Raw genomic sequence first — 25,464 nt, forward strand, 5'->3', positions numbered from 1 at the left:
GCAAGCAGGGACGACAGAATCACATCCTGTCCCCTGGCTGTGGTGGCCGGCTGATTTGAACTGTCATCAGAGGCCCGCAAAGTTCCCGTAAACCAGACATGCAAACGATAACACTTGAGGCCGCGGTTGCGCCAGGTTCGGCGAATCTTCCTGTGCCGCACGCCACCTTGGCTCCCGGCCTTCATTGTCGTACCCTCGCGTCGCAAAGTCAGCGTGTGCAGAGGAGGCGCGTTCGAATGCGGGTTCCAATTTGGCTCCTTTCGACCTTTGTGCTGTTGTTGGCAACATTTCCATCCGGGGTGCACGCTGCCAGCGACAATCCGAAGCTCACGCCACTCGTTGCGGAGATCATCGCTCCCCCGCATGTGATTCCAGGCTCGGACGGCAGGCGTCACATCGTCTACGAACTGGCAGTGACGAATATCACTGGCGGCGATGTCCGTTTCGAGAAGCTCAAGGTCGTCGATGCCGACAGCGGAGCACCGCTTGCAGAACTCGGCCCGGATGAATTGCGCACGCGCGTCACGCCGGGCGCAAGCCGCGGCAACGAAAACCGCGAGTTGGCCGCCTATCAGTTCGCCGTCATCTTTCTGCATGTCGTGCTTGCGGACGGGGCGGCGGTTCCGGCTCGCATTACCCACGAGATCACGGCGTTTTTCGCGGTCATCGGCGCCGACATGACGGTGACGATTGGCGAGGGTGCCGTCGTTGCGAAGGCACCGGTGGCTCTTGGGCCGCCTTTGCGCGGCAAGGGTTATGTCGCGGCTGACGGCTGCTGCGATTCCATCCGCCATGTCCGCGCCCTGCTGTCGCTCGACGGCAAGTTCTACCTTGCCCAACGTTTCGCTATCGACTGGGAGCAAATCGACGACAACAACACGCTGGTCGTGGGCGACCTTAAGGTTCCTGCGAACTACCACATCTATGGCAAGCCTATCCTTGCCGTTGCCGACGGCACCGTGGTCGGGACGCGCGACGACTTGCAGGACCAAGTGCCCGGTGCGCTGCCCGCCAACTTGCCGATTGACGAGGCCGACGGAAACTTCGTCGTGCTCGACATCGGCTCGGGCTTGTTCGTCAACTACGCCCACATGCGGCCGGGGAGCATTAAGGTGAAGCTCGGAGACAAGGTGCAGCGCGGCGATCAGATTGGCGAAGTCGGCAATACCGGGAACAGTCAAGCGCCGCATTTGCACCTGCATGTCATGGACAGCGCTTCTCCGTTGGCCTCGGACGGCCTCCCCTACGTGTTCGACAGCTTTACCATCACCGCCGTCGGCGAGGCCACCGAGGATTTTGACATGGCGGAAGCGACCGGATCGCCGATGACGCTTACGCCGCGCGTCCCGCCCCAGAAACTGGAAGACGTGCTGCCGCTTGACCTCTCTGTTGTTGACTGGCCACAGTGATCGCCTTGTAAAAGGCAGTGGACAGTCCGCCCTGATTTCCGAAATGGTGAGCTCGAAGCCGATGACCGCCACCCGCACAATACCCTTACGTCTTTTCCTTGCCGCTGCCGTCCTTACCTGCGCAAGTCCTGCAAACGCCGATCGGCTGCTGGACGAAGCGGTCGAATTCACCGGTACATTCGCTTTTGTGAGTTCAGGCGCGCCGGGCCTGGTGATCGCCGGCGTTCGCAACGGCGAGACGGCGTTTGCCGGTTTCGGCGAAACGGTCCGCGGATCCGGCATAGAGCCGAATGCCGACACAATGATGCGAGTGGCATCCATTTCGAAGGCATTTTGCGGAGACGCTCTCGCCAGTTTGTTGGTAAAAGGAGAGATCGGCCTGACTGACCCTGTTCAGACGCACCTGCCTGACGGTTTCGTGGTGCCGGAGAAGGATGGGCGGACCCTAAGGATCATCGACCTCGCGACACAGACATCCGGCCTGCCGCGCGAGATGGCCCAGGCAGGTGGAACACCCAACGATCCCTACGCCGGCCACACAAAGGAAGCGATGATCGCAGCCATGCACGGGGAGCCGTTTCTGTTTCCTCCCGGAACTGGCGCGCTCTATTCGAACCTGGGCTTCGACCTCCTGGGACTGGCGATCAGCGGAGCGGCTGGCAAGCCGTACGCTACCGTCTTGGAGGAGCGCGTGTTGCGGCCACGCGGCATGGTGGACACGGTCTTCAATCCGCGACCTGGTGACGAGGGCCGGCTGATGCAGGGCCACAATTTCGACGGCACGCCGCTTCCCTTCGTGCCGACACCGATGACGATGGAATGCGCCTCGGGGCTTTATACGACGCCCAACGATATGCTGAAGTGGATCGCCTGGCACTTGGCTCAAGGCGGCTCCGAGGACGATGCACGCCGCATTATCGACCACGCCAGCCTAGTCAGGAGGGATGGGCTCTCTCCGGCGCTGGGCCTCGACGACGGTGGCGCGCCGATGGATGCGATGGCACTCGGTTGGGTTGTGGTAGAGGCTGACGGCAACCGTCCGCTGGTGCTTCACAAATCCGGAGGGCGACAAGGCATGTTTACATATGTTGCCATCGCGCCGACGCGCGGCGTCGGCGTCTTCGCGGCGATCAACCAGTTCAACGCCGGGGGCTTTGAAGCAATGGTGCACGCAGTAAACGAACTGATCTATCAGCTCGCGCCCCGCTGACTGCGCTCTCGTCTCACAATCAGATTTCTCGTCGAGGACATTCCAATGACCGGTTCAGGCCACAGGCGCTTGCTCATCCTCTGCTTCACGGCAGCCTGCGTCCTTGCGGCTCCTCACGTCGCCGCCGCCAAAGATCGTCTGCTTGAGGAAGCCGTGGGATTTGCCGGCGGCATCGCCTTCCTGGGCTCGGGCGCTCCTGGCCTCGTGATCGCCGCGGTTCGCAACGGCGAGACGGCCTTCGCTGGCTTCGGCGAAATCCGCAAGGGCTCGGGGCAGGTGCCCGACGAACATACGCTGATGCGGATAGCCTCGATCTCCAAGACCTTCTGCGGCGATCTGATGGGCTCGATGATTGTGGATGGCGTCATCGGCGCGACCGATCCCCTTGCCAAACACCTCGGGAAGGACTGGACCGTGCCTGGGCTCGAAGGACGAACGCCGAGGCTCATCGATCTGGTGACGCAGGCATCCGGCCTGCCGCGCGAGGTACCGAACCAGACAGGCGGCACGCCGGACGACCCGTTCGCCGGCAATACCTTCGACCTCAGCCGCGCTGAGCTTGCGAAGCCAGAACCCTATCTTTTCCCTCCCGGCACGGGTGCCTTTTACTCGAACTGGGGTTACGATCTGCTCGGCCTCGCGCTGGCCAATGCCGGTGGCAAGTCCTATGGCGATCTGCTGGCCGAGCGGGTGCTCACGCCCCGCCAACTGGCCGACACCAAGCTCAACCTGGCGGAAGGCGATGCGGCGCGGACCATGCAGGGCCATTTCTTCGACGGCACACCGTTGCCCCTCGTTCCTTCGCCGGAAACGATCGGATGCGCGGGCGGGCTCTACACCTCCGCCGCCGACATGATGAAGTTCATGGCCTGGCACCTTCGCAAGGATGCGGCCGGCGATGCGGAGCGTACCGTCGACCATGCGGGCTGGCTCTGGCGCGACGGTCTCTCGCCGGTAATCGGCATCGACGATGCGGGGGCGATGGGAATGATGACGCTTGGCTGGGTCGGAGTTCTGGCCGACAAGGACAAGCCCATGATGCTCAACAAGACCGGCGGATTGCAGGGGCAGTTCAGTTATGTGGTGTTGGCGCCAACGCGCGGTGTCGGTGTCTTCGCCTCGATCAATCAGTTCAGTGTCGGCGGGTTCAAGGCGATGGTCGCAGCAACGAATGATCTCGTCGCGCAACTTGCGCCAAGATAAGGGCAGTTCAGGCGGGAGCTCCGCCACCTAATACGAGCTGATTAGCTGGAACAAAAAACGCGTGCCGGTATCAGTCAGACCTCGGTTATCTCTGAACGGTACCGCAACAAGCGCCCTTGCATTGAGGTGTTGCCCAAATGCAGCCTTTGCACCTATTCCGGCCGAGCCGAGTTCCGCCTCAATGTAATCCACGCCCGTATCGTGGTTCCAGACCGCACCGTAATCGACATAAGCAAACACGTTCAGATTTGGGATCGGCAAAGCCTCCGGGAGTTCGATGTTGCGTCCCAATTCCAGCGAGGCCGCTATCCCGCTATCGCCTGAAGCGGCCGAGCCATCGAAAGCCAGGCCATAGGGATCGCCGCCGAGCACCAACTGGACCGACGATGGCACCGCCGTCGGCGCATATTGCGCAGCCACTCTGAGGTGGGCGACGGCCAGCGAAGCGATCTCCTTGGTAAGGTCGAGGTCGCCCCGAAAATACCTGTAGTCATCAGGAACGCCTGGACGCGGTGCAAGCGGATCGGTGCTGCTGCTCGCGCCAAAGCCGTCGAGGCCTTGGCCGAAAGTACCTGTCAGCGTGATGGCGCCGTTTTCCAACTCACCGGTATACTTAAGGGAGGCCGCCAGCCATCGGAGGTCCTCATCCGTCTGCGTTTCGCCGCCCAACGCCAGCGAGTTGTCCTTGAAGTTCAATTCAAGGCGGCTAAACAGGCTGTGGTCAATTGTCCGCAGCAGTGGGTAGTTGGCATACGCGCTGCCGAACCTAGAGGCTATGTCGAGATCGAGAGGCTTGAGGTCGGCGCCCGGCTGGGAAGAGACATAACCGATGCTATAGCCTACATGCAGTCCGTCATACCCGATCGGGACATCGTGCGAAGCCAGCACGAACTTCAACTCCTCGGGACTGTCCGGAATGGTCACCAGGGCGATGTTCGCCACATCGAACAGCCTAAGCGCATCGTTGAAGGTGCCGGTGCCGGTCAGCTGAAATGGGCCGACGGCATTGCTGCCGAGATTGTCGACTAGTGCGTTTGCGCCGGCCCGCTTGAAGCCAATGTTGAGTTTCAGATCACCGCCGGCCGAGGGCGTTTCGGGCCGAATGAAAGTGCCTTCGATGGTCAGGCCGCCAAGATCGCTCATCAGCAACAGCACGCGCTCGGCCTCCTTGATCCGGATTGGCCGCATGGCGACGATGCGATCGATGTAAGGTTTCAAACGCCGCTCAATATCAGGGATGGCGCTGTTGATGGTGACCCGGCGCACATAGGATTCGTAGAGAACGATGACGACGTTGCCGGATGAAAAGTCCTGCTCGGGAACGACGGCCCACGAGAAATATCCGGCCTTCTGGTAGATCTCGTCGATCCGCTCGGCGATCGCGTAAAGGTCGGCGGCGCTTATCTTTTTGTTCCGCTGCGCGGCCCACGCTTGCTCCAGCGTAGCGCTGGGCACCGTCACCGCGCCTCGAACGGTTATCGACCTCAAGGTAAACATTGTTTTTTCGGCTTGTTCCGAGCTCGTTGCCTTGCGTGCATCCGGAACTGACAGGTCAATCGTGCCGGGCTTCCTCGGAGCGGAATAGCGTCGGATGATCTCGTTCTGATCCGAAACCACCGAATCGATCCGCTCGGGGATCGTCTGGCTAAGGCTCGGTCCGACCATGAAGGCACTGGTTGCAAGACTGATGGACACGCGACGTACTGCGTCGAACCAGTGGGACAGCGCCTTGCGAAGAGGCATCAATCAAACTCGCTGACATGTCGTGGCAGGGAAAATCAACGGTTATTCGAAACTTGGTTTAGCAAATTAGCAAATATGTCGGGGTCCGTCATCCCGCGATGCACACCCGTCAGTGCCCCAACAAAGCGCAGACCGCCTGAGCCTGAACCTCCCGCAAGCGGTCGAGCAACGCGCCAGCCGGCTCAGCGATGTTCAGCGTGGTGGTGACCGAGCGCGTCCCGTCGGCGGTTGACGCCGCCCACTGCGTGTAGCCCGGGAAACTGCCGGTGTGGCCATAAACGACACCGCACGGCGTGGTGTAGCGGAACAGTCCGAGACCGGCCTCGTTCGTCCCGGGTCCGGGCGGACTGGAATTGCCGGCCACGAACTTCATCTGTTCAATCTGCTCGGCAGCGCCGAAGAACTTCAGTCCGAGATCTGCCCGTATGAACATCGACAAATCATCAGGCGTCGACACGATCGCGCCCGACGCCCACGCACCGCTCGGGCTGACGAAGGTCGTGACATCTTTCGGCTCGGATCCGGGCGCGACGACATAGCCGTGGATGGCGGGCCCAGGCAGCGCGATGTCGCGCGTGGGGAAACTCGTCCGGGCGAGGGCGGCAGGACCAAACGCGATGTTCTTCAGCAGCGTCCCGTAGGGCATTCCTGTGACCGCCTCGGCGATCAGCCCGACGACGACGTTGTCCGTGTTGGAGTAGGTATACTGGGTGCCGGGCGTAAACTCGAGCGGGTCGTTGCGGACCCAGCCGATGATCTCAATGGGCTGCACGTAACCTTGAGGATTTGTCGCGACCTGCTCGGCCAAGCCCTTGGACTGCAAGTAGTCGGGCAGGCCGCTGGTGTGGTTCAGCATCTGGCGGACCGTGACGGCCGACCATGCCGCCGGCAGATCAGGCAGGTGCTGGCCGATGGAGTCGTCGAGGCCGAGCCGGCCCTTCTGGACGAGGTGCAGGGCAATGGCCCCGTTGAATGCTTTTGAGATGCTGGCGATGCGCATATATTGGTCGACCCCCAGCGCCTCACCCGATATGTCATCGGCGCGCCCCGCTGTGAGTACGGTCATGCGACCGTCGCGGTAGAGCGTGGCGATCGCGCCGGGAGGTCCATCCTCTGCATCGAGGAGTTCCTGTAGGCCGGCCTGGACCTTTGCATCGGCCGTTCTCAACTGAGCCGCGGTTAAGCCGGTCGAGCGTGCCGGGCCTTCGCTATCAGGATGTTTTACATAGAGATCCGGATTCATCTCTTCAGAAGACACGATGACCTCGTCATTGACGCCCGAGTCAATATAATCATCGGTAATTGAAAAGCCTGCCAGAAGCTGTTTGTCCGTGAGAGGATACCAGGAGCCGAGTTCGTGCGAGTAGGCGGCAATGGCTAGCATCGCGAGTTCGCGATTGCTATACAGGTCGACTTCATAATCTTCGACCAATTTGCCATCCGAATATTTTTTATATCCATCAATGTAAGGATCGCGGGAATTGTCGCCTCTATACTTATCCACAATGTCGCCGACGGTGACCTTAGACTTGTTTCCGTGGAAATAGATCTTGCGGAGGAGAAAACCCCAAGCAGCTACACCATACTCTGGGGTTTCATAAATGGCAGTTTGGTTGCCGTACCGGTCTGGCAGAGTGCAACCCACATATCCTCTCATGCTGTCTCGCTGCCATTTCGAGATGTTTATGGCGCCGGGATTGTTTGTTCGAAGGGCCCTCCGAGTAAGCGCATTTGAGGAACTATAGTCAGCGTCCGGCAGGCTGCTAAAGAAATTGCCGATCCCGACCAGACTTCTGAAGTTGAATTCAGTACCTTCAGGATATTTCGCATTGTCGCGAAATGGCGGGGCTAGACTGCGCGCCTTGTTCGCTTCCCAAAACGGCAGCCCGAGTGCACTACCGGTCTGCATCCCCACTGTGCCGTCAACGGGCATTCCATATGTGCTCTGGAAGGACTTCACAGCGCTTGCTGTCTGCGAACCAAACACTCCATCAATCGCTGAGGCGTAAACAAATTTGTCCGTGAGTACGCTCTGTAGAAGCGCAACCCTACGATCAAGAACGTTGCTTCGTGTTTGCTGAAAGACCGGACCGACGGGTTGACGCTTGTCGCTGATGCTGAAGTTGCTGACCCATTCGCTCGACCCGGAATAATCGTCAGGTGCTCCGCATTTCAGGGGATTCGCTGCGCTAACTTCATCCGGGCTTTCAAAAGCGAAGGCCGGACCGGAAGGCAAGAGGGCCAGGAGCGCAATGCCAAGCCAACCGCCCATCCCCGGCCTGAAACAACCGTCTATCATTTGGCGACTTCACCGCATGCGTCGACTGCATCGGTCTTCGACATGCATCCTCCGATCTTCGGCGAATGTCAGTTCGCCTCCTTAACCGACATTCTCGTCTCCCGAGCACCTTTTCCATATCATCCAAAGAGTGGATGACGGAAGGTGAACTCGATTCTGATCTGGCGAATCTTTGTCAGAAACGCCGCTATCGCCGCGGCAGCCTGCAACTTCAGCGCCGAGAGCTTCCGCTTGTCCGACGTGAACTCGGAGCGAGCCATGTTTACGAGCTCGTATCGGCGAGAAACAGTCCTTTCCGGCGAATGGTTGAGCCGTGCGGTCTCCGATTGGAGCAGACCCTGACATGCGGAATTCCGATCCCCTATCAAGGGGTGCGCTTACGCACCTTCGGCGACCAGCGCGCATTTGCAGCCAAGTGGAGTCACTTGGCGTCGCGAAAGTGCGGCTGTGTTGAACGATGCCGGCCTGTCTGACTTCGCCGAGCTGCGCAAGGCGATCACACGACGGCAGCACGACCTCTACTTTGTCGCCTTCGACCTGCTGCACCTCAACGGTCATGACCTGCGCGACATGGCACTGGAGAAACGGCGTGAGATCCTTGAAAGCGTGATCCCCGCCAACATCCGCATTCAATTCAGCCAGGCGCTGCCCAGCGAGGCCAATCCATCACCTGATCGATGAAGCCGGTCTGGAGGGGCTGGCATCAAAGCCACGCCTGATCGGCGCCAAAAGGCATGAAGCGTGAAGCATGTGCGTGGCGAGGCAGACTCTTGCCATGCATGGCTGCAGGACTTTCGGGAAGAATGAGCAAGCGGGGAAGCGATTTTCTCTCCCATTGGATATCGGATGGTGATCGATATGGCTGTGGACGCAAAACGGGCAGCGCGAGCCAGGGCATTCCGGGCCAAGAGATCGATGAAGAGATCGGCCCGATCTTCGAAGACATCATGCAGGGTTGCGGGCGCCACGCTTCGCCGCTGCGAGGAGGACTAATGCTCGGCAGCCGAGGGTTCGACAAGGTGTTGCTAATATGCAGCAGCGGCGGCATCTCTGACGGCCACCGCCTGGAACCGCTTCTCACGGCTGGCTGTAGACGTCAAAATGAGAACGAAAATCGGGAGGTGACGAAGATGGATAAGCGAGAAAACAGGATCATTGAGACGTGTTGCCTTATAGCCGTTCCGGTATCGATGGCTCTCACTATGGTACTTGCTCAACTGATCCTTGGCTGAACCCAAGGCACCGACCAGGCAAGACATGAGCCGTATTAGGCGACCGCTAAACCGGCAGGCGATCTGGCAACGCTAGCTATCGTTGCTCAGGTGGTTTCAGGATTACCTGAACATCGCGGGCAAAATCTACTATGAAACCCACTTGCTCCGCTGATGCGGATGCAAGCATTTTTCAGCGAGGTCGCGCTGGACCTGGTCTGCGCGGATGAATCGACCCTTCCTGTCCTCGTCAACGCCCGCGGAGCGGCGAGGCGAATCGGGCAATCTGCGGTTCATCCGCATCACCGTCTTCAATGCGTCCGACCGCCGCCGCTATGAACGAGAGCTTCTGGAAGCGCGCCGCACTGCAGAGCGGGCCAACGCCGAACTACTTAAACTCCCATACACTCGAACGTCGCGTGGCCGAGGCGGCCGAGGTCGCCTGAAGAGCGAGCGGGCACTTCACCAGGCGCACAAAATGGAGGCGGTTGGCCAACTGACCGCCGGCATCGCCCATGATTTTAGTAACATGCTCTCAGTCATTGTGTCGTCGCTCGGGCTACTCGAGAGGCGGCTTGCAAACGGCGAGGACGTTTCCCGGTTTGTTTCCTCCGCAACGGTTTGTTTCCTCCGCAAACTTAGACTAGCGCTGGGCCTCTGAGTTCGCCTCACCGAGCGCGCAATTCAATCTATAGGTTCACGGACGCAACGGCTTGTTCTTGTGCATCGCAGCAACGATATTGCTGCATGTGCGTTGTGCAGGACCGTGCCATTCCGGCGCACAAGGACACCGACTTGCGAAATATATCCGATACGATCGCTCGCCTGAACGCGATGCACGCGCGGCCAGCAGCTGGATCCGGAGAACGGAACGACGCTCACTTGTCCGAAATTACAGGGTTCGGGTCCAATCCCGGAGCCTTGCGCGCGAGGCTTTATCTTCCGAAGAACCTGCCCCGGCAGGCGGCGCTGGTCGTCGTGCTGCATGGCTGCACCCAGAACGCGGCCAGCTATGATCATGGCTCCGGCTGGAGCGAGCTCGCCGCCGAGCATGGTTTTGCGGTGCTGTTCCCCGAGCAGCAGCGCGCCAACAACCCCAATCTTTGCTTCAACTGGTTTGTACCAGGCGATATCAGGCGCGACAGCGGCGAGGCACTGTCCATTCGCCAGATGATCGAGGCGGCAGTGGTTACGCATGGCCTCGATCGCAAGAGGATCTTTCTCACCGGTCTGTCCGCCGGCGGCGCTATGGCGGCGGTGATGCTGGCGGACTATCCCGAACTGTTTGCCGGCGGCGCGATCATTGCCGGGCTCGCCTATGGAAGTGCCTCGACGATCTCCGCAGCCTTCGACCGCATGCGCGGCCATGGCGGTCCGTCCCAAGCCCACCTCCAGCGGCTGTTGCGGGCGGCCTCGCCGCACAAGGGTCCGTGGCCGCGTATTTCGATATGGCAGGGCTCGGCCGACACGACTGTTGTGCCTGCCAACGCGGATGCAGTCCTGGCGCAGTGGCAAAGCGTGCACAATCTCGGCGAAAAGCCAACACGCATAGAGAAGGTCGACGGCCAGACGCGGAAGGTCTGGAGCGACAGCAACGGGCGCGAGGTAGTCGAGACGTTCACCATTGCCGGCATGGGCCATGGAACGCCACTGCAAACTGGCGGCGGCGATGGTCTCGGCAACGCAGGGCCTTTCATGCTGGATGTTGGGATTTCCTCGACACGCCATATCGCCCGCTTCTGGGAATTGACGAAGCCGGACGTGCGACGCAAAGCCAAAGCCGAGGTCGCTTCAGGCGCCGCATTGCAGTCCTTTGCACCCACGGAAAAACCGCGGGCAGTCCGAATCGATCCTACTCCGGAGCGAGCCAATGCGCGCGGTCCGGCAAGTGGGATTTCCAAGGTCATCGAAAATGCTCTGCGCGCGGCGGGGTTGATGCGCTGAATTGTTGTGGCGGAGGAGCTCTTTGTCTGGACCCTGCTGAACCAAGAGCCCACCATCGATAAGGCAGTGAACCCCTGCTTACCCAAGACAGCGGCGTCGTTTGGGCCAAGGCTATTTACCATCGGCCCTGGAAAGCGCTCTTGAAACAGGCCGGCCTGTCGGATGTGACGCTGCATGAGCTGCGGCATACCTACGCCAGCACGATGGTTCGAAATGGCGCTCCGTTGATCATCGTGGCGCAGGCCCTTGGTCGCAGCGACACCCGAACGGTGGAGAAGCACTATGCTCACCTCGCCCCGTCCTATGTAGCGGACATCATTCGCCGACTAGCACCCGACATTTAGAGGACAATCCAAATGGCTGAGGTCGCAATTGCCTGCTCACTTGCTGTGATCGCGTGCTTCTGCGCGTTGTGCATAATCGCGTTTTTCATGCTGGCGAAGTCCGCTACCCATCCTTCTTACCTTGAACAGAAAGATGACGCCGCTCGGCGCTTTGCCGAGCCATTAGGTCCAACCGTGCGAGAAGCTGTGGCCACGGCGATGGCAAAGGCACGGCGCTCCGAAACCTATTAAGCTCAACTCGACCTACGCCATTGCCGTGAGGCGCTTGCCCGCGCGCTCGTGCACGAAGGTGGCCATGTGAATAATAGGACCGGACCGCCCCACCTTCCGTGGCGTTACAGCTATTCAGAGCGATCGACAGGTCCACGCATTTGCGATGCCGCTTGGGCTTCGAAAAAGCTGACCGGCTTATCCGACGTCGCCCAGACGCAAATTCCGTAGGCAATCCCGAAGGAGATCAACAGGGCGGGCAAGATGGGTAAGCGGTGCATGGATCGGCTGGGCCTCTTTGTTGCAGACCCGCCCACAACCTCCTGCAACCCGATCGGTTCGAGATAAAATATTTACCGTCTTGGCATGGTTTACGGATGGTTTCGCAGGCCATCGCGGATGCTTGCCACTGTGTCTGCTGGCGAAGACAAAAAAAGCCCGCTGCCGGGAGGAGGTGGCAGCGGGCTCGATTTTCGAATGTGGCGCGGGAGGAGGTGCGCCTCATTCAGCGCCGGCATCGCATCTGGGAGGAGTAGATGGCCGACAATCAAAATCTACCCGCTGCCCAGCGATTTCTGCAATCGTGGATCGTGCATAGCTGCTGTGCAGATTTGCTTGTGCCGACACACGTGTAGCATCAGGCCTCCGAATTGGGCAATTTTGTAAGCTCAGCAATCGAGGGAAGGCCGGTCCCGATCCTTGGAGGCGACACCAAGGCCATTCGCGACGCAGAGGAAGAGGACGTGTTCGACAAGATCGCCGCCCGGCCCCGGCAAAAGTTTGCCAGCGGGTCGGAACCTACTACTGCTGCTCCGGCATTTCAGTATTTTCCTGAGGGTCTTTTTTCACGCCCGGGCTGGGTGACGTATCCACTGGCGCATTACCGCCCTGGTTTTGCACAGGAGCACGCTTGAACGGTGCCGTCTGCCAAGAGCCGTTCGATAAGGGCGTGAGTACAAAGAATGCCATTAGGCCTAGGAAAATGACGGCAATAACCGCCACGCCCCAGGCCATGAGTCTTCGCGTGCCGCGTTGTTCTTCCCTGCGAGATAGATTGTCCACCATTGCTCCGGCCTCTCGTGAAGTGGCGCCTGTTGCGAAAGCATCTCCCTCCTCGAACTTCGCTATTGCATCAAAGTTCCGGCCCCGGTGCAGCATCCGCGAAAGAGCATTTTTAAGCTTAGCGCTCTAACGGCGTCGCCGGCGCATTGGGGGAATAGGCTTCGGGTTTAGCCTTAGCCACTGACCGGCGGCGAAGTTCCTCGCGAATTCCTCGGTCTCGAAAAGATGCTGGGTGATTTCGCCATTCTCGACGAGTTCTACCGCCCACTGGCCGTCGATGTGTTCGATACGAACACCAGCCCTTTGGTCATCGTCCACGGCCCGCACTCCCACACACGACGAAGGCACCAACAAATCATAGCGCCCAAAGCGCTTCAACGTTCGAAATGTACAAAGCGAAGGAGAAGTCCTGTGACCGGCGTGGTGCGCACACTTCTGGAACGCTGGCAACCGAAGGGTCGATCACGAAGACGGTCATAGGCGAAAATGCGACTTACGCGGCATCCCTGGATTGCTCGGTCGCGCTCGGTAGGCTCGGCCTGGAGGTCACTGTTACCGGCGTTGCAGCAAATCCTACGGCTGGAATGCCGTCGTGCGGATGCTAGAGGTTTAGTTGTATCCGAGCATGTGACGCAATCCGACAATCGGTAGATAGACGGTCCAAATCATACCGATGGCGGCGGCAACACCAAGGCCAATCGCGGGAGCCCACGCCCTCCATTGCATCTGGAGCCGCGCTGCCAATTCAGTCAAACTGTCTTCCATGGACGAATACTTCCCAAGTCGATTCGAGGGGCGAAAATGCCAATGAACCCCAAGACTGCCGCGCTTGCAATCGCTGCTAGTATTTGCATCGCTGGTTTCGCCTACTCCAGCGGTCACAAGGCCGGTCGTGTTTCTCAACTAAAAGACACCGTCACGGCCTACAACCGCCGCATCGGGATTGACGACAAGGCCAACAGCCTCGGCCGCGTCGATCTCTGCCTGGAGCTTGGTGGCCTACTTGATGAGTGCCAGCGGCTAGACCGCTGATTTGCTTAACCGGCTGATTTCAGCCGTCCACCTCCATTGCCAATTCAACAACTGCCCATCAGGGCGGAAAGGTACTAGCCATGGACCGCAACTTCGCGCGGGCGCTTGCGCTCGTTCTGAAATCTGAAGGCCTCTGGGTGGACAACCCGGCCGATCCCGGCGGCGCCAACCATGAAAGGCGTCACGCTCACCAACTTCCGCCGCTATGTGAAGGCCGATGCGACGAAGGCCGATCTGCGCAAAATCACTGACGCCCAGGTCGCGACGGTCTACCGCCGTTTCTACTGGGATGCGACGGCCGGCGCCCAGCTTCCCAGCGGGGTCGACTACGCTGTTTTTGGTTTCGCAGTGAATAGCGGTCCCGGTCGTGCGGCCAAATATCTTCAGGCCGTTGTGGGGATCAAGCAGGATGGGCGCATTGGCCCGGCCACCATTGCAGCCGTAAAGGCTAAGCCGGCCGGCGTTGTCATCGACGCGCTGTGCGACAATCGCCTAGGCTTCCTGAAGCGTCTCCCGACATGGAAGACCTTCGGCAAGGGCTGGTCCGACCGCGTCAAGTCGGTGCTCGCCGAAACGCTGAAGCTGTCAGCTTTGCCCGACACTCCGCCGCCGGTCACTGTCGAGGTGAAGGTGCCGGTCGACAAACCCGTTGTTCCTGAAAAGGTCGAACAGAAGGTCAAGGAGAAATCCGGCTTTCTGTCTTGGCTGACCGGCCTCTTCGGTTCCGGCGCTATCGGGCTTGGCTGGCTTGCGGGCACGGACTGGCAAGCTGTCCTGGCTGGCGGTGTGGTCCTGCTGGTGCTCCTGCTGGTCCTGCTCCTGTTTCGCTCACAGATCGTCTCTGCGGTGCGCCAGATCAAGGCGGAGGTCGCGGAGTGATGTCCGCCTTCCTCGCTGCTCTCGTCGCTCAGTTGTGGCCGTACCTCCTTGCCGGCGCGGCCGGGCTCGTCGCGCTCTGGCGAGCCTATGCCATGGGCAAAGCGAAGAACCAGGCCAAGCAGGACGCGGCCGACGCCGCAGCGCGCATCGGAGGCCAGAAGATCGATGATGCCGTGGCCGACCGCGCTCTTGGCGACAACCGGGGGAGGTTGGGCGAATGGTCAAAATCCTGACGATGATCTTTGCACTTTTTGCAATGATCTCCTGCACTACGGTCAGAGGCAGCTTTTGCGCCGTGGAGCATCCTATCCGTCTCACGAAGGCGGAAGTCGCCACGCTCTCGGATGGGTCGGTTGCGGCGATCCTGGCGCACAATGAAACGGGCGCCAAGCTCTGCGGTTGGAAAGCCTGACATGGCAACTTCGGCAAACAAGAGCCTGGAAATGATAATCGGCGGGCTCTTGGAGGCCACGCAGAACATGCAGCGCGACATCACGGAGATCCGACGCGACATCAAGGACAGCGATTCCCGTGCTGCCTTGAGCTACGAGCAGTCCGAACAGCGCGCTGCCGCCAGCCGGTCCAAGATGTATGCGAAAACCGACGAGCTGGTTGACCGTGTGGCGGCAACCGAAGCCGCTGTCAGCAAGCTCAACGACGATATGACGGGAGTGAAGGCGGTCACTGCCGAGGTGACCCGGTGGAAGCTCATGGGGCTTGGTGCGCTGGGCGTCACAGGAATGGCGGCTGCGGCCCTGGCTTCGCTGATCACCGCATATTGGTGCGACAAGGAAGTGTCGATGGAGAAGAAATTTGCCGAGATGAGTTGGCACCCGGCGCCTAGGTTCTTTGGCGGTGGAGAGGCCACGCCTGTAGCCCAAGTCGCTGTTGCGGAGGGGACGTCATCGCTCGTGCTCTACGATGACCGCATTCGCATTACGCCGATGTGGACCTAGAAGGAGCGAAGGAGCTAATGCGCAAACTACAAAAGCGCATCGATTTGCTCGAAGAGGAAAAGGGGCCGAACTAGCCCCTTTTGTCCAGGGCTTTCCGCCGCCTTATTGGCGATCTCAGCGCGCGCATTATGGTCTCGGCGCGCTTCTGCCACCCCCTGGCGCCCAATGCCTTTGCTACGGGGCAGCGTTCATTCGTTTTTTCAATTCGATTGCGTTGGTTATTCGTCCAACAGCTTCCTCCATCTCGGCCAGTTCGAGCGCCGTGAACCTAGGCCCAATCTTGCCGATCATACGAGCGCATTCTCTTGCCGCGGAAATCGTCCCTCTGGCTATCGTCGCTCCATCGGCATCCTCGTCGATCAAGCTCATTCTCCTCTGCTTCGGCTAAGTCCAAGCATATAGGCGCTGGCGCCTTTGAGGGCAAACCGGATCCTGGGGGCTTTATATTTCAATTTTCGAAGCGAAACATCGCCAGAGAACGGCTAAAGCACCAACCCCGCCGCCGCATGTTGACCTATGCTGGGCGATCCCAGCTACTCCAGACCCCCGCCGCCGCTGTCCCACCCCGTTGATCGGTGGAACCAACACTCAATCGCGCCGTTGTGGCGGCCGGGAGGGTGGTTCATGAGCGAAAGCGCTATTCTGGTCGTCGAAGACGAGCTCTTGATCCTGCTCGACCTTGAAACAGCTTTGCAGGACGCGGGCTTTCTCGTCGTAGGAGTGCCGAGTGCCGAAGCCGCCGTAAAGGCGTTTGATGAGGATCCAAACAAGTTCGCCGGCCTCCTTACGGACATCCGTCTCGGCTCGGGAGAAACTGGGTGGGAAGTAGCCAGGCATGTAAGGCGAAGCAATCCAACCCTACCTGTGGTCTACATCAGCGGCGATGGTGCTATTTCCTGGGGCTCTGAAGGCGTCCCAGACAGCGTGATGATCGTCAAGCCGTTCTTCCCTCCCCAGATCATTACGGCGTTGTCCACACTGCTCAATCAGCAACACCCAACGGCGTCGAACGGCGGCGAACCCTCTCCGTAGAGCGGGCATTTTTTGGTTTATGAGCGGAACCTAAAATCCATCAGCAAGTTCAATAACGTTTTCAGCGCACGCTGTTGAGGGGAGCAAGCATGGTCGGCGCCATTCGCATCGCTGTTGTCGAAGATCATCCACTCTTTCGCGAAGGCGTGATGCGCAGCCTGTCAGAGATCGGAGGCTTCGAGATGGTTGGCGCGGGCGCCACGGCGCAGGATGCCGAACGCCTCGCCTCTACGGTGCGACCCGACATATTGCTGCTCGACATCTCTTTGCCGGGCGGCGGCCTCGCGGCGGTTGAGAGCATCCTCGCCAGCTACCCCACCCAGAAGATTGTCATGTTGACCGTATCGGAGGCCAATGCCGATGTAACTAAGGCTCTGAATGCAGGGGTGCGCGGCTATGTCCTCAAAGGCGTAGGGTCGCGCGGGCTCGCTGACATCCTGCGCAACGTAGCGGCCGGCGAGAGCTACCTCACGCCAACTCTTTCGGCACGGCTGCTCTCGGATCTCCAGTCCCCTCCTAACAGCACAGCAGACCGGCTGCGGCAGATGACCGAAAGGCAAACGGAAATCCTGCGGCTAGTGGCGGAGGGGCTGAGCAACAAGGAGGTCGCACGGCGCCTGAACCTCCACGAGAAGACAATCAAGCACCACATGACCAGGGTTATGTCAAAACTAAGTGTGCGAAACCGCACCGAGGCGGCTCTCGCGATGAGTGATTATCGTGACCGCTCTCCACAACCAAATCTTTGAGCTGAAGGACTTGACCACGACACGGCATCCCTTCACTGCTTCCCTCAGCGGCGGGCCTTTTCCACCATCAGCGGCGGCTCTTTGTCCATCAAGTGCCCGGAACTTAGCCGGGCTGCGAACGTTTCAACTACGGTGCAACCAAGGAGGCCAAGGCCATGGATTGGAACCGCGTTGAAGGTAATTGGAAGCAGGTCAAGGGCAAGGTTAAGGAACAGTGGGGCAAGCTGACTGACGACGATTTGGACCGCATTGCCGGCAAGCGCGATCAGCTCGAAGGAAAAATTCAGGAAAGATACGGCCTTGAGAAGGACCGGGTTCGGAGAGACGTTGACGACTGGTACTCGATGCAGGGTTGGTAGGGGACTATTCGAGATTTTGAGGGCCGCCTAACGGGCGCCCTTTCAATTTGGTGGCAAGAGCAGCCCCCCCACGAGCGCGCCGGGCCGCGTAAGCACTCGACGAAAGTCCAATGCCGAAGCGCAAAGGTCTGACCCGTGAAACATTGGCGTTTTGTGCACGTTTGCAGTGACGTCGACGATCAATAGTCCCCTCATCGTCGGTTGGTTGATTGCCCGCCACGGCTCGCTTGGCGTGGCGGGCACTCATCACGGAGAGCGCATGCAGCCTGGTGAGATCATTGCAACGCGTTCCCCACCGGGTTGGCCGCCGTCCCGGTGCCAGCGTCAGGAATTAGCGGAACCTAATTTGATGCCTCCCATGAATGATAATCAGCCGCCCGCCAAGCTGTTATACGAGCCGGCGCCAGATTGGCAGAGCGCAGGAGTCCTTCTTGCAGCCGCTGCTCTGGTCTCATCCTTATGCGCCCTGCTAGTGGCATCTTGGATGTCAGGTTGACCGCTCTTGCAGTCTCCGTTCCGGCCAAAACGTAAAAAGTCTACTCCACCGAAACGAGCAGAGGCCGGTGTTTTGGCCGTTCGTGCCAAATGACTTGGCGTAGGTCGCGCATGTCGACCTGCTGACCGCAGATCGGGCAGGTGTAGAAATTGTCGTCCTCGTCGGCAGGCTCGCCGCCGTGCTCCTTGCCGGGAATGGGTGGTCCAAGGTCAGATAGCTTCGCCATGGCCATCAAACATTCAATTCGTCTAAAATGTTCCGGAACCATCTTAGCGCGTGCTAAATTGAATCGCGGTTTTGCGGGTCAGTTCATGCGTCTGAAGTTGATCCGTCCAATGTTTCCCACGCTTGTCGAGGTGCCGCCGACAGGGGACAACTGGATTCACGGAATCAAGTACGATGGCTATCGGACGCAAATCATAATCGAGAACGGCACGGCCCGAGCGATCACGCGAAGGGGCTACGACTGGTCATAGACGTACAAGACGATTGTCGAGGCGGCGGCAACCCTTTCCCCCAAGTCGGCAATCATCGACGGCGAGGCAATCGTCCTTAACAAGAAGGGTGTGTCGGCTTCCATTCGCTGCGGTCGGCGATGCGATGGGCGCCGGATCGGATCATCTTCGTCGCCTTCGATCTGCTGCACCACGATGGCATCAACCTGCGCCCCGCACCTTTGCTGGAACGTCGCGAAAAGCTGCTCGAACTCGTCGGGCCTGCCAGGGGCGTTATCCAGTACAGCCACCATGTACATGGCGGCGGGGCTGACTTCTACGCTGCGGTTGATCGCATGGGCCTGGAGGGCATGGTGTCGAAGCGGCCGGACAGCGTGTATCGGTCAGGCGACACCGAAGCGTGGCTGAAAACCAAATGCTACGAGGAAGTCGACTTTGAGGTTGCAGGCGTGCAGCTAAAACCCGGTTCAGCTCCCCTCGCATTGATGGCGACCCGCGATGCGGAACGCCGCTACGTCGGATCAGCAAACATCGCCCTGACCAAAGCCATGCGCGAACGCCTATGGGCCAAGGTGCAAGAGGGGAAAGGCACGCCGAAGGGAGCGGACAAGCCCGACGCCGAATGGATCAAACCTGGCCTTGTCGGACGCGTGAAGACCTTGAAGCGCGAGGACAAGCTGCGCCATGCGACTTTGCGAGCGATCCGCGAGGCGAAATTATGACACCGCAGCCGTATCGCCCCCTGTGGCAATCGAACTCACTGGCGAACGCGCAGCCTTGAAGCCCGTCCGAATGGCCATCGAGCAGGTCTGCCCTCCCGGCGTGCTGCCATCCGAGGAATGGTTGACGGGGCTACTATGGCCCAGAGCCGATCTATGAAGGCGAGGCATTGGCCAAGGCGATCATTGAGACCGTGGAGCGCCTGACGAAGTAAGCCCGCCGCTGAGGACACAATTACAGCGGCGGGCCTTGCACTTGCACCAGAGCTTGGATTTGAGGAGGGGAATCTCAACCAAGCACATTTCCAACTTAGATTTCAGAAACAGGTTCCAGCCTACGAAAAGATTTGATTGCGGGTGGCCCGCCACCGGGTCTCGGAGCCAGTGGCGGGCCTTGCTCGGCTGTTTCAAGGAGATTTCCTTGCCAAGCGCATTCCGAACTTCGACTGCGGACGCATGTTCCTCCAGGTCGGCGCAAGAGTTTATGCACCCGGTGGGCTTTAATGACCCTTAGCGCGGTCCTGATATTCGTCCTGTCGCTTCGGCGGGTTGATCATGCGCTGTGTTCTCAGTTGGCCGGGCGTTTTGGCTTTGTCACGGAGGTAGATCCGTCGAGGAGATCGAGAAATGAGTGCAACGCCTTCACCATCATCCGTGCCCCGTTTTCGTTCAATGTGAAGGATCGCTTTCCCTCGTCAGTCAACAGCCCGACCAGGCAGACCCTAGGATTGTCACGGTCATCGATATCGATTGTGACGCCCGATACTCCTGGCAGCATTACGTCCTTTGGCTTCTTCGGCATCACAACAACCTTGACTCGTTCTCACTCCGTTCCCATTTTGGGCGGGCCTCGATCCTTGTCAATGAGACGACCGTAAATGTGTGGACGCGTTTTTGTAAAATCGACCATCCCGGACATGGTACGGCGCTTCGAGTTCGCGCACCCTGGCGACGTTGAGCGTTTGGGCAACGGGTTCCCGGTCTGGAATGGCGCGCCCAGCCTGACTTATCCAATCATTGTACGTGAAGAGCTTTCCACGAGCATGGCCGGTTTCGTTTCTGCGAAGTGGGGGCTGGTTCCCGGCTGGGCGCGCGATGGCGGCGGGCGGCCACCGCCTGTCAATGCGCGGTGCGAGACGATTGCCAGCAACGGCATGTTCCGAAAAGCATACGCCGCGCGCCGTTGCCTGGTGCCCGTCGACGGCTATTTCGAATGGCAAAAGCTCGATGTTTCGGGCAAGAAAAAGCAGCCTTACGCTATCGCCATGAAGGATGACGAGCCTTTTGCCATGGCTGGAGTATGGGAAGAATATGCCGACAAGGCCACCGGCGAGTTGATCCGGACCTTCGCTGTCGTCACCTGCGAGCCTAATACGTTGATGGCGACGATCCATGATCGCATGCCGGTTATTCTGGCGCCTGCCGATTACATGCGCTGGCTCGGACCGGAACTGGATCCACGCAACCTCATGAAGCCATATCCTTCGGAGCTGATGAAGATGTGGCCGATTGACAGGAAGGTCGGAAGCCCGCGAAACAACACGCCGGACCTCATTGACGAAATTGGCGTGGGACCAAACGACCTTTTCGACGTTTGAGCCTTTACAGTGAACGCTCGCGGTAGGAATATTGTCCTCAGGTGGGGCGACTCTCAAAAGGTGTCGCAATGGCTAGGTCAAAACCCTCAAAGCAGTTATCACAGGCTGAAATCGAGCGCTTCCTGGTGGCAGCGGAAGCGCTGCACCTAAGCATCATCAAGCCGTTCATATCACCACATTGCGACCACTACAGGCAGACGCGCGTCTTGCACGAGGTGCTGTTGAATACGGTGCGGCAAGTCACCGGGAAGGAAGTTGAGTTCATCCGGTGGAACACCACTGGACCGGTGCTGCCCCCCTAAGGCTGGGTAAGCGCCTGGCTGCCGGGGATCGATCAGGCCGAACCCGCAGAACTGACAATGCCAGCGATGCGGATAGCGACGGCATCAAGTCCGCCGTCGTAAATTCTCGTGAGGACGTGTTCCGCAGCTTCAGCCCGTTGGGCAGTGCAACCGCGAAGGTCGCCACCGCCCAACCTTGCCGGCCTGTTGGCGACGCAATCCCAAACTCCCCACAATCCGTCGCGCTCAATATGACAATAGAATCTGTGCTTGTGATTTTCCATGCAAGGTAAACTCCCCGCATCCCCATTGGGGTCCGATCTATCCAGGAAGGTGGTTAATGGGCCCGCGTTTGCCGATCGCACTTTAGGCTGGCCGCAGTGGTCCGTCGCCGCACGGTGGACTGCTCACTGCACCGGCCATTCTCCACGACACCAGCGCGCGTCAGACGGCTGCCGATGCGGAATCGGCGAGATGGGGGAACAGAGTTCAGACGCCGACGTTTTTTCCCCAGGTCACGCGATTTGCGCGTGTAGAACTAACGGAGGAAAAAATGAGCATCAAAATGCTTACGATGGGCGCGATGGCGCTCGCAGTGATGACGGGCTCAGCGCTGGCTGGCAGCAGCACCACTTCCGCGCTCGATGATCCTGCAAAGATGTCACCTTTCTTCACGGATGCCGGCATGAAAACCTTGAGGTCGGAAGCGGATTTCAAGACCGCATGGATGTCCATGAAACCGGATGAACAAAAGGCGGTGCTGAAAGACTGCGGCGACACCACGCTCAACAAGTCGCACGCGGATTTCTGTGCCATGGCAAAGAAGATGGGCGGCTGAGAATAACCGCTCTATAGGCGTAGTTCCCAAAATTTGGCCCGGCCGTCAGGCACGGGCCTGTTTCTGCGGGCCATTTCCTTGCGAGCCATGTTGCTATCGTCAATCATCGGGACTGGCAGATATGCATTCGTTTCTAGCCACTCCCTCAGCACGATCTGAATGATACCGGCCGATGTTCATCTCGGCGGCGAGGGAGTTCAATGCGTCCTGTGTTGCTGGCTCTGGCGGGAGGCCGGCGACGTTCCGGAGCATCAACGCAGCGCGCCGAAGGATGATCTGAAGATTCGCCCGAAACATGTCGGCTATGCCATCGGCTGCAATCTCAAGTTCTTTGACAAAGGCCCATTCCGAAGCGACCTCGCCGAGCAGTACACAGCAATTCAATTAGACAACGGGGTATCGAGGAACGCGGGAAAATCATCTTGGCTGGATCCGCACTAGGGGGCCACGGTTCTCGCGGGCGGGCTTCAATGGACGAAAGACATGAGATGCACCTTGCTGAACTTTCGAAATACGCTGTCCAGGGGACCGCGAAGCCGTGGACCTCAACTCTGTCATTGAACGCGTAACTGCGAGGGTTATCCACAGGTCGCCAAGATTGGTAAAACGCTCCGAGCTTCGTTAAGGTCTCGTTAACACTCTGAGAGCATCGTTTGCGTGGGTTCGGTTCGTCTGAACCCCTAATCGCCTACGAAGCCCGCTGCCTAACCCCAAGCCCCCCGCCCAGGCAGCGGGCTTACTTTTCCAAAGAGAGCCACGTTAGCAGACAGCGCTCACCGGCGGAGCCGTTCGCCAAAGGCTTGGCGGAACTGCAAGAGCTTAGCAGCCGGCATCGCTGCCCAATCATGTGCGCGGAAGCCGTCTGGTGGCGGTGCCACCGCCGCATTATTTCCGACTACCTGCTCGGAGAAGGCGAACGCGTCATGCATACTCTTGGGGCCGGTCATGCCGAGGAGGCCAGCCTGACGCCAGGCGCTGTGTGCGCGATGATGGAACGATCGTTTATCCCGGGAGCATCTCCTCGGGACGCAAGCATGGATCATTGCAAGATCGCGGCCATGGCGATCGCCAGGCGTTGAAAAGCCTTCCACGCCAGGCACAGGGGCTGGCGGAACAAGCTGTGACCTCGAAGGTTGGGTCACGCAGACAGCTTCTAAGGCACGCGCATGGCGTTGGACAGAGACGGGGCGAAACTAGCGGCCGGATTGTCCGTCGCTGCATTAGCGGCACTAGCGGGATACAACGCCATCCGCGCCAAACGTGCGATCGCCAGCCTGACATGCGGACGTATGATGGCAATTGATGGTCTGCGCCTGCATTTTATCGAAGCCGGAACCGGCATGCCGCTGCTTCTCCTGCATGGCAATGGATCCATGGCGGAGGATTTCAAGTCGAGCGGCGTCTTCGATGAGGCGGCAAAGACCTACCGGGTGCTCGCATTTGACCGTCCCGGCTTTGGGCGAAGCTCACGTTCGCGCACCCGGCGCTGGTCCGCTTGCGACCAAGCCGACCTCATACATGCCGCCGCCGGCAGATTGGGTATTAAGAAATATCTCGTCCTTGGACATTCCTGGGGAGCCTGGATCGCCCTCGAGTTGGCGCGCAGGCATTCTTCATCGGTCGCCGGCATTGTGCTTGTCTCAGGCTATTACTATCCGCCACCGCGGCTGGATCTTGCACTGGCCGCACTCCCGGCATTGCCGGTGATCGGAACGGGGTTTCGCCACACCTTGTTGCCGCTGCTTGTGAGGCTTGCCTGGCCTTGGGCAATGGAAAAGATATTTCGACCCGCTATGATCGCCAGCGACTTCGCCGCATCCGCCAAGGATGCCGCCAGCCGCCCTTCCCAACTGCGGGCGGTTTGTTCGGAGTCAGCATCTATGCTGGCCGCGGCCCTGTCGAAGAAGGCCAGCTATAAGGACATTTCCGTACCGACCGGCATCCTGGCGGGATCTGGAGACCGGTTGTTCGATGCGGAACGGGATGCACGGCGCCTGCATGCCGAAGTTGGTGGGTCTCTCCTCGAGGTGATTCCGGGCGCTGGCCATATGGTTCATCAGAGCGCCCCGCAGGCAGTAGTCGGTATGGTGCACACGATTTCAGCACGGCACGCCCTTTCCCAATCGGGCCGTCGGCAGCGACGTAAGCTGCGTGCCGACGAGTTCAAGCTAGGTCCGGCTCCGCAAATGTTCCAGGCGGGCGACAAGTGACGCCGCTTGCACGAGATCGTCGTTCAAACGAGCTTTTCAAATGAGCGACCAACGTCCAGCCAACATGCAGTCGGTGCTCCACCAGAACATAGAGGCACTGGTCGAGCACAGGCGACAACAGGAGGAGCACCAAAGCGTTCAGGTGCGGATTGCCGGGGCTATTTCGCGCTTCGCGGGGAGCATGACTTTCGTCTATCTGCATCTCGCAATCCTCGTCGCCTGGATCCTTGCAAACCTAGGCGCGATACCAGCCATCCCAGCTTGGGACCCAACTTTCGTGATCCTGGCCATGGTCGCTTCCGTCGAGGCAATCTTCCTGTCTACCTTCGTGCTGATCAATCAGAACAGAATGGCCGAACACAGCGAGCGCCGAGCGGAACTGGATTTGCAGATCAGCCTCCTTAACGAACATGAAACCACGCGGCTGATCGAGATGGTGGCTGCCTTGGCGGTGCGTCTGAATGTCTCCACCCCGGCCGACAAAGAGCTGCGGCAACTGGCAGAGAATGTCGATCCCCGAAAGGTGATGACCCAAATCCAGCAGGCTTCTGAAGATCAGCAGGAAGCTTGATCAAAGCGACCGCGCCGGCAAGCCGCCGCAGCGTACCAACCCAACACGAGCTTACAGCGAGAACCCATTCGCGCGGCTGCCGTAGGCCTGCAATCGTCCTCATCGTCTGGCACTTGGCTGTCGAAGCACCAAGCCCGTCTTGGCGTTGTCCAAGGCGACCTCAGGACGTCAATCGATCGCGGCAGCGTATCAGCGGCGATAGCGAGGTACACTGGGGAGCCGAAGGTGTTCCCAACAGCATAATATGATCACCAAGCCCTTCTTTCTGCCGCAGATCATAACGGCCGTACCTCAACTCTTAAATGCTCAGCAAGGTCCAGAAACTCACATCCAGGATTCGGATCTTGGCCCGAGCTGCTGACTGGATCGCACGCCGGCAAGTCTTACATGCCGTATCCTGCGCCGTGCTTCTGGCTCTTGGCCAATTATTTTCGCCTCACCAAAACTCCCGGAACATTCTGTCCATCCTGCGTTGGGCCGCGCCGGACAATCCCTCTTGCACAATCGCCTGTTGCCCGGCATCGGAAGCTGGATCCCCACAGCTTCAGCCCGCCTCGGCTCCCCACCCGAGGCGGGCGGCGCGGAGTTGATGCAAGCATAGAGCGCCTTCACCCCATCAGAGCTGGCCGTACTGAGCCGCGTTTTGGCGCGCAG

30 protein-coding genes and 1 pseudogene are annotated in these 25,464 nt (G+C 59.4%); 24 read left to right on the top strand and 7 right to left on the bottom strand.

All coding sequences use genetic code 11. From position 1 onward, the window contains the following. Positions 1-236 precede the first annotated feature (236 nt). The 3 genes from AC0NIL_RS32480 (at position 237) to ampH (AC0NIL_RS32490) (ending at position 3,822) form a co-directional block, all read left to right on the top strand. Positions 237-1,409, top strand: a complete 1,173-nt coding sequence (locus AC0NIL_RS32480) for a M23 family metallopeptidase (protein WP_013525221.1) — start codon at positions 237-239, stop codon at positions 1,407-1,409. A gap of 61 nt (positions 1,410-1,470) precedes the next feature. Beyond that, positions 1,471-2,619: a D-alanyl-D-alanine-carboxypeptidase/endopeptidase AmpH gene (gene ampH / locus AC0NIL_RS32485; protein ID WP_064994128.1), complete on the top strand. Its 1,149-nt coding sequence runs from the start codon at positions 1,471-1,473 to the stop codon at positions 2,617-2,619. A gap of 45 nt (positions 2,620-2,664) precedes the next feature. Next, positions 2,665-3,822: a D-alanyl-D-alanine-carboxypeptidase/endopeptidase AmpH gene (gene ampH / locus AC0NIL_RS32490; RefSeq protein ID WP_473573599.1), complete on the top strand. Its 1,158-nt coding sequence runs from the start codon at positions 2,665-2,667 to the stop codon at positions 3,820-3,822. 27 nt (positions 3,823-3,849) lie between these two features. Here the strand turns inward: ampH (AC0NIL_RS32490) and AC0NIL_RS32495 are convergent, their stop codons facing one another. Both AC0NIL_RS32495 and AC0NIL_RS32500 read right to left on the bottom strand, forming a co-directional pair. Beyond that, positions 3,850-5,565, bottom strand: a complete 1,716-nt coding sequence (locus AC0NIL_RS32495) for a ShlB/FhaC/HecB family hemolysin secretion/activation protein (RefSeq protein ID WP_473573600.1) — start codon at positions 5,563-5,565, stop codon at positions 3,850-3,852. A 109-nt stretch (positions 5,566-5,674) separates the two neighbouring features. Continuing rightward, a complete protein-coding gene (locus AC0NIL_RS32500; protein WP_473573601.1) occupies positions 5,675-7,864 on the bottom strand; it encodes a serine hydrolase in 2,190 nt (729 codons plus the stop codon). Positions 7,865-8,314: 450 nt separating this feature from the next. On the opposite strand from AC0NIL_RS32500, the gene AC0NIL_RS32505 reads away from it, so the two are divergent. The 5 genes from AC0NIL_RS32505 (at position 8,315) to AC0NIL_RS32525 (ending at position 11,594) form a co-directional block, all read left to right on the top strand. Then, complete coding sequence (locus AC0NIL_RS32505; RefSeq protein WP_245460986.1) at positions 8,315-8,545, top strand: ATP-dependent DNA ligase; 231 nt, start codon at positions 8,315-8,317, stop codon at positions 8,543-8,545. 122 nt (positions 8,546-8,667) lie between these two features. After that, positions 8,668-9,096, top strand: coding sequence for a hypothetical protein (locus tag AC0NIL_RS32510; protein WP_473542051.1), 429 nt, complete (start codon positions 8,668-8,670; stop codon positions 9,094-9,096). 813 nt (positions 9,097-9,909) lie between these two features. After that, positions 9,910-11,019, top strand: a complete 1,110-nt coding sequence (locus tag AC0NIL_RS32515; protein ID WP_474048947.1) for an extracellular catalytic domain type 1 short-chain-length polyhydroxyalkanoate depolymerase — start codon at positions 9,910-9,912, stop codon at positions 11,017-11,019. Between the two features lie 140 nt (positions 11,020-11,159). Beyond that, on the top strand, positions 11,160-11,363 hold the full coding sequence (locus AC0NIL_RS32520; RefSeq protein ID WP_474048873.1) for a tyrosine-type recombinase/integrase: 204 nt from the start codon (positions 11,160-11,162) through the stop codon (positions 11,361-11,363). 12 nt (positions 11,364-11,375) lie between these two features. After that, the gene (locus AC0NIL_RS32525; RefSeq protein ID WP_473573603.1) at positions 11,376-11,594 is read left to right on the top strand and encodes a hypothetical protein; all 219 of its coding nucleotides are present in this window, start codon (positions 11,376-11,378) and stop codon (positions 11,592-11,594) included. 780 nt (positions 11,595-12,374) lie between these two features. Here AC0NIL_RS32525 and AC0NIL_RS32530 read toward each other — a convergent pair. Beyond that, entirely contained in the window at positions 12,375-12,638 is a 264-nt protein-coding gene (locus tag AC0NIL_RS32530) for a hypothetical protein (RefSeq protein ID WP_013525235.1), read from the bottom strand. A gap of 123 nt (positions 12,639-12,761) precedes the next feature. Beyond that, entirely contained in the window at positions 12,762-12,953 is a 192-nt protein-coding gene (locus tag AC0NIL_RS32535; RefSeq protein ID WP_063170631.1) for a hypothetical protein, read from the bottom strand. Between the two features lie 489 nt (positions 12,954-13,442). On the opposite strand from AC0NIL_RS32535, the gene AC0NIL_RS32540 reads away from it, so the two are divergent. The 5 genes and pseudogenes from AC0NIL_RS32540 to AC0NIL_RS32560 all read left to right on the top strand — a co-directional run bounded on the left by AC0NIL_RS32540 (position 13,443) and on the right by AC0NIL_RS32560 (position 15,502). Next, complete coding sequence (locus AC0NIL_RS32540) at positions 13,443-13,667, top strand: hypothetical protein (RefSeq protein ID WP_127369446.1); 225 nt, start codon at positions 13,443-13,445, stop codon at positions 13,665-13,667. Between the two features lie 80 nt (positions 13,668-13,747). Further along, a pseudogene (locus AC0NIL_RS32545) lies at positions 13,748-14,546 on the top strand (glycoside hydrolase family 108 protein). Next, entirely contained in the window at positions 14,546-14,779 is a 234-nt protein-coding gene (locus AC0NIL_RS32550; RefSeq protein WP_473573604.1) for a hypothetical protein, read from the top strand. Before AC0NIL_RS32545 ends, AC0NIL_RS32550 begins: the two are co-directional and overlap by 1 nt. Further along, positions 14,764-14,958 carry a hypothetical protein gene (locus AC0NIL_RS32555; protein WP_473575086.1) on the top strand — a complete coding sequence of 65 codons (195 nt, stop codon included), beginning with the start codon at positions 14,764-14,766 and terminating at the stop codon, positions 14,956-14,958. The genes AC0NIL_RS32550 and AC0NIL_RS32555 overlap by 16 nt, the downstream gene beginning before the upstream one ends. 1 nt (position 14,959) lies before the next feature. Next, positions 14,960-15,502, top strand: coding sequence for a DUF1515 family protein (locus AC0NIL_RS32560; protein ID WP_128337852.1), 543 nt, complete (start codon positions 14,960-14,962; stop codon positions 15,500-15,502). 174 nt (positions 15,503-15,676) lie between these two features. Here AC0NIL_RS32560 and AC0NIL_RS32565 read toward each other — a convergent pair whose 3' ends face one another. Further along, entirely contained in the window at positions 15,677-15,871 is a 195-nt protein-coding gene (locus AC0NIL_RS32565) for a hypothetical protein (protein WP_127388620.1), read from the bottom strand. Positions 15,872-16,126: 255 nt separating this feature from the next. On the opposite strand from AC0NIL_RS32565, the gene AC0NIL_RS32570 reads away from it, so the two are divergent. The 3 genes from AC0NIL_RS32570 to AC0NIL_RS32580 all read left to right on the top strand — a co-directional run bounded on the left by AC0NIL_RS32570 (position 16,127) and on the right by AC0NIL_RS32580 (position 17,642). Next, positions 16,127-16,534: a response regulator gene (locus tag AC0NIL_RS32570; protein WP_127367823.1), complete on the top strand. Its 408-nt coding sequence runs from the start codon at positions 16,127-16,129 to the stop codon at positions 16,532-16,534. A gap of 89 nt (positions 16,535-16,623) precedes the next feature. Further along, complete coding sequence (locus AC0NIL_RS32575; RefSeq protein WP_473573605.1) at positions 16,624-17,283, top strand: LuxR C-terminal-related transcriptional regulator; 660 nt, start codon at positions 16,624-16,626, stop codon at positions 17,281-17,283. Between the two features lie 155 nt (positions 17,284-17,438). Then, complete coding sequence (locus tag AC0NIL_RS32580; RefSeq protein ID WP_027162011.1) at positions 17,439-17,642, top strand: CsbD family protein; 204 nt, start codon at positions 17,439-17,441, stop codon at positions 17,640-17,642. Between the two features lie 536 nt (positions 17,643-18,178). Here the strand turns inward: AC0NIL_RS32580 and AC0NIL_RS32585 are convergent. Further along, positions 18,179-18,364 carry a hypothetical protein gene (locus AC0NIL_RS32585; protein ID WP_027162012.1) on the bottom strand — a complete coding sequence of 62 codons (186 nt, stop codon included), beginning with the start codon at positions 18,362-18,364 and terminating at the stop codon, positions 18,179-18,181. A gap of 369 nt (positions 18,365-18,733) precedes the next feature. Here AC0NIL_RS32585 and AC0NIL_RS32590 point away from each other — a divergent pair, with 369 nt between their 5' ends. Beyond that, positions 18,734-19,315, top strand: coding sequence for an ATP-dependent DNA ligase (locus AC0NIL_RS32590; RefSeq protein WP_348630082.1), 582 nt, complete (start codon positions 18,734-18,736; stop codon positions 19,313-19,315). Positions 19,316-19,880: 565 nt separating this feature from the next. Here the strand turns inward: AC0NIL_RS32590 and AC0NIL_RS32595 are convergent. Continuing rightward, positions 19,881-20,114 (bottom strand): hypothetical protein, encoded by a 234-nt coding sequence (locus tag AC0NIL_RS32595; RefSeq protein WP_027162013.1) that lies wholly within the window; start codon positions 20,112-20,114, stop codon positions 19,881-19,883. A 76-nt stretch (positions 20,115-20,190) separates the two neighbouring features. Between AC0NIL_RS32595 and AC0NIL_RS32600 the strand changes: the two genes are divergently transcribed. The 7 genes from AC0NIL_RS32600 to AC0NIL_RS32630 all read left to right on the top strand — a co-directional run bounded on the left by AC0NIL_RS32600 (position 20,191) and on the right by AC0NIL_RS32630 (position 24,810). Then, complete coding sequence (locus AC0NIL_RS32600; RefSeq protein ID WP_473573606.1) at positions 20,191-20,910, top strand: SOS response-associated peptidase; 720 nt, start codon at positions 20,191-20,193, stop codon at positions 20,908-20,910. Between the two features lie 68 nt (positions 20,911-20,978). Beyond that, positions 20,979-21,212 (top strand): hypothetical protein, encoded by a 234-nt coding sequence (locus tag AC0NIL_RS32605; protein WP_127370395.1) that lies wholly within the window; start codon positions 20,979-20,981, stop codon positions 21,210-21,212. A 532-nt stretch (positions 21,213-21,744) separates the two neighbouring features. Then, positions 21,745-22,029, top strand: a complete 285-nt coding sequence (locus AC0NIL_RS32610) for a hypothetical protein (RefSeq protein ID WP_013525246.1) — start codon at positions 21,745-21,747, stop codon at positions 22,027-22,029. Positions 22,030-22,188: 159 nt separating this feature from the next. Then, positions 22,189-22,470: a hypothetical protein gene (locus AC0NIL_RS32615; protein ID WP_164753914.1), complete on the top strand. Its 282-nt coding sequence runs from the start codon at positions 22,189-22,191 to the stop codon at positions 22,468-22,470. 359 nt (positions 22,471-22,829) lie between these two features. After that, on the top strand, positions 22,830-23,108 hold the full coding sequence (locus tag AC0NIL_RS32620; protein ID WP_082826764.1) for a DUF488 domain-containing protein: 279 nt from the start codon (positions 22,830-22,832) through the stop codon (positions 23,106-23,108). Between the two features lie 87 nt (positions 23,109-23,195). Next, positions 23,196-24,239, top strand: coding sequence for an alpha/beta fold hydrolase (locus AC0NIL_RS32625; protein ID WP_063173940.1), 1,044 nt, complete (start codon positions 23,196-23,198; stop codon positions 24,237-24,239). A gap of 40 nt (positions 24,240-24,279) precedes the next feature. Beyond that, entirely contained in the window at positions 24,280-24,810 is a 531-nt protein-coding gene (locus AC0NIL_RS32630; RefSeq protein WP_063170620.1) for a DUF1003 domain-containing protein, read from the top strand. Positions 24,811-25,464: the final 654 nt, after the last annotated feature.

Source organism: Mesorhizobium sp. WSM1343, from assembly GCF_055901535.1.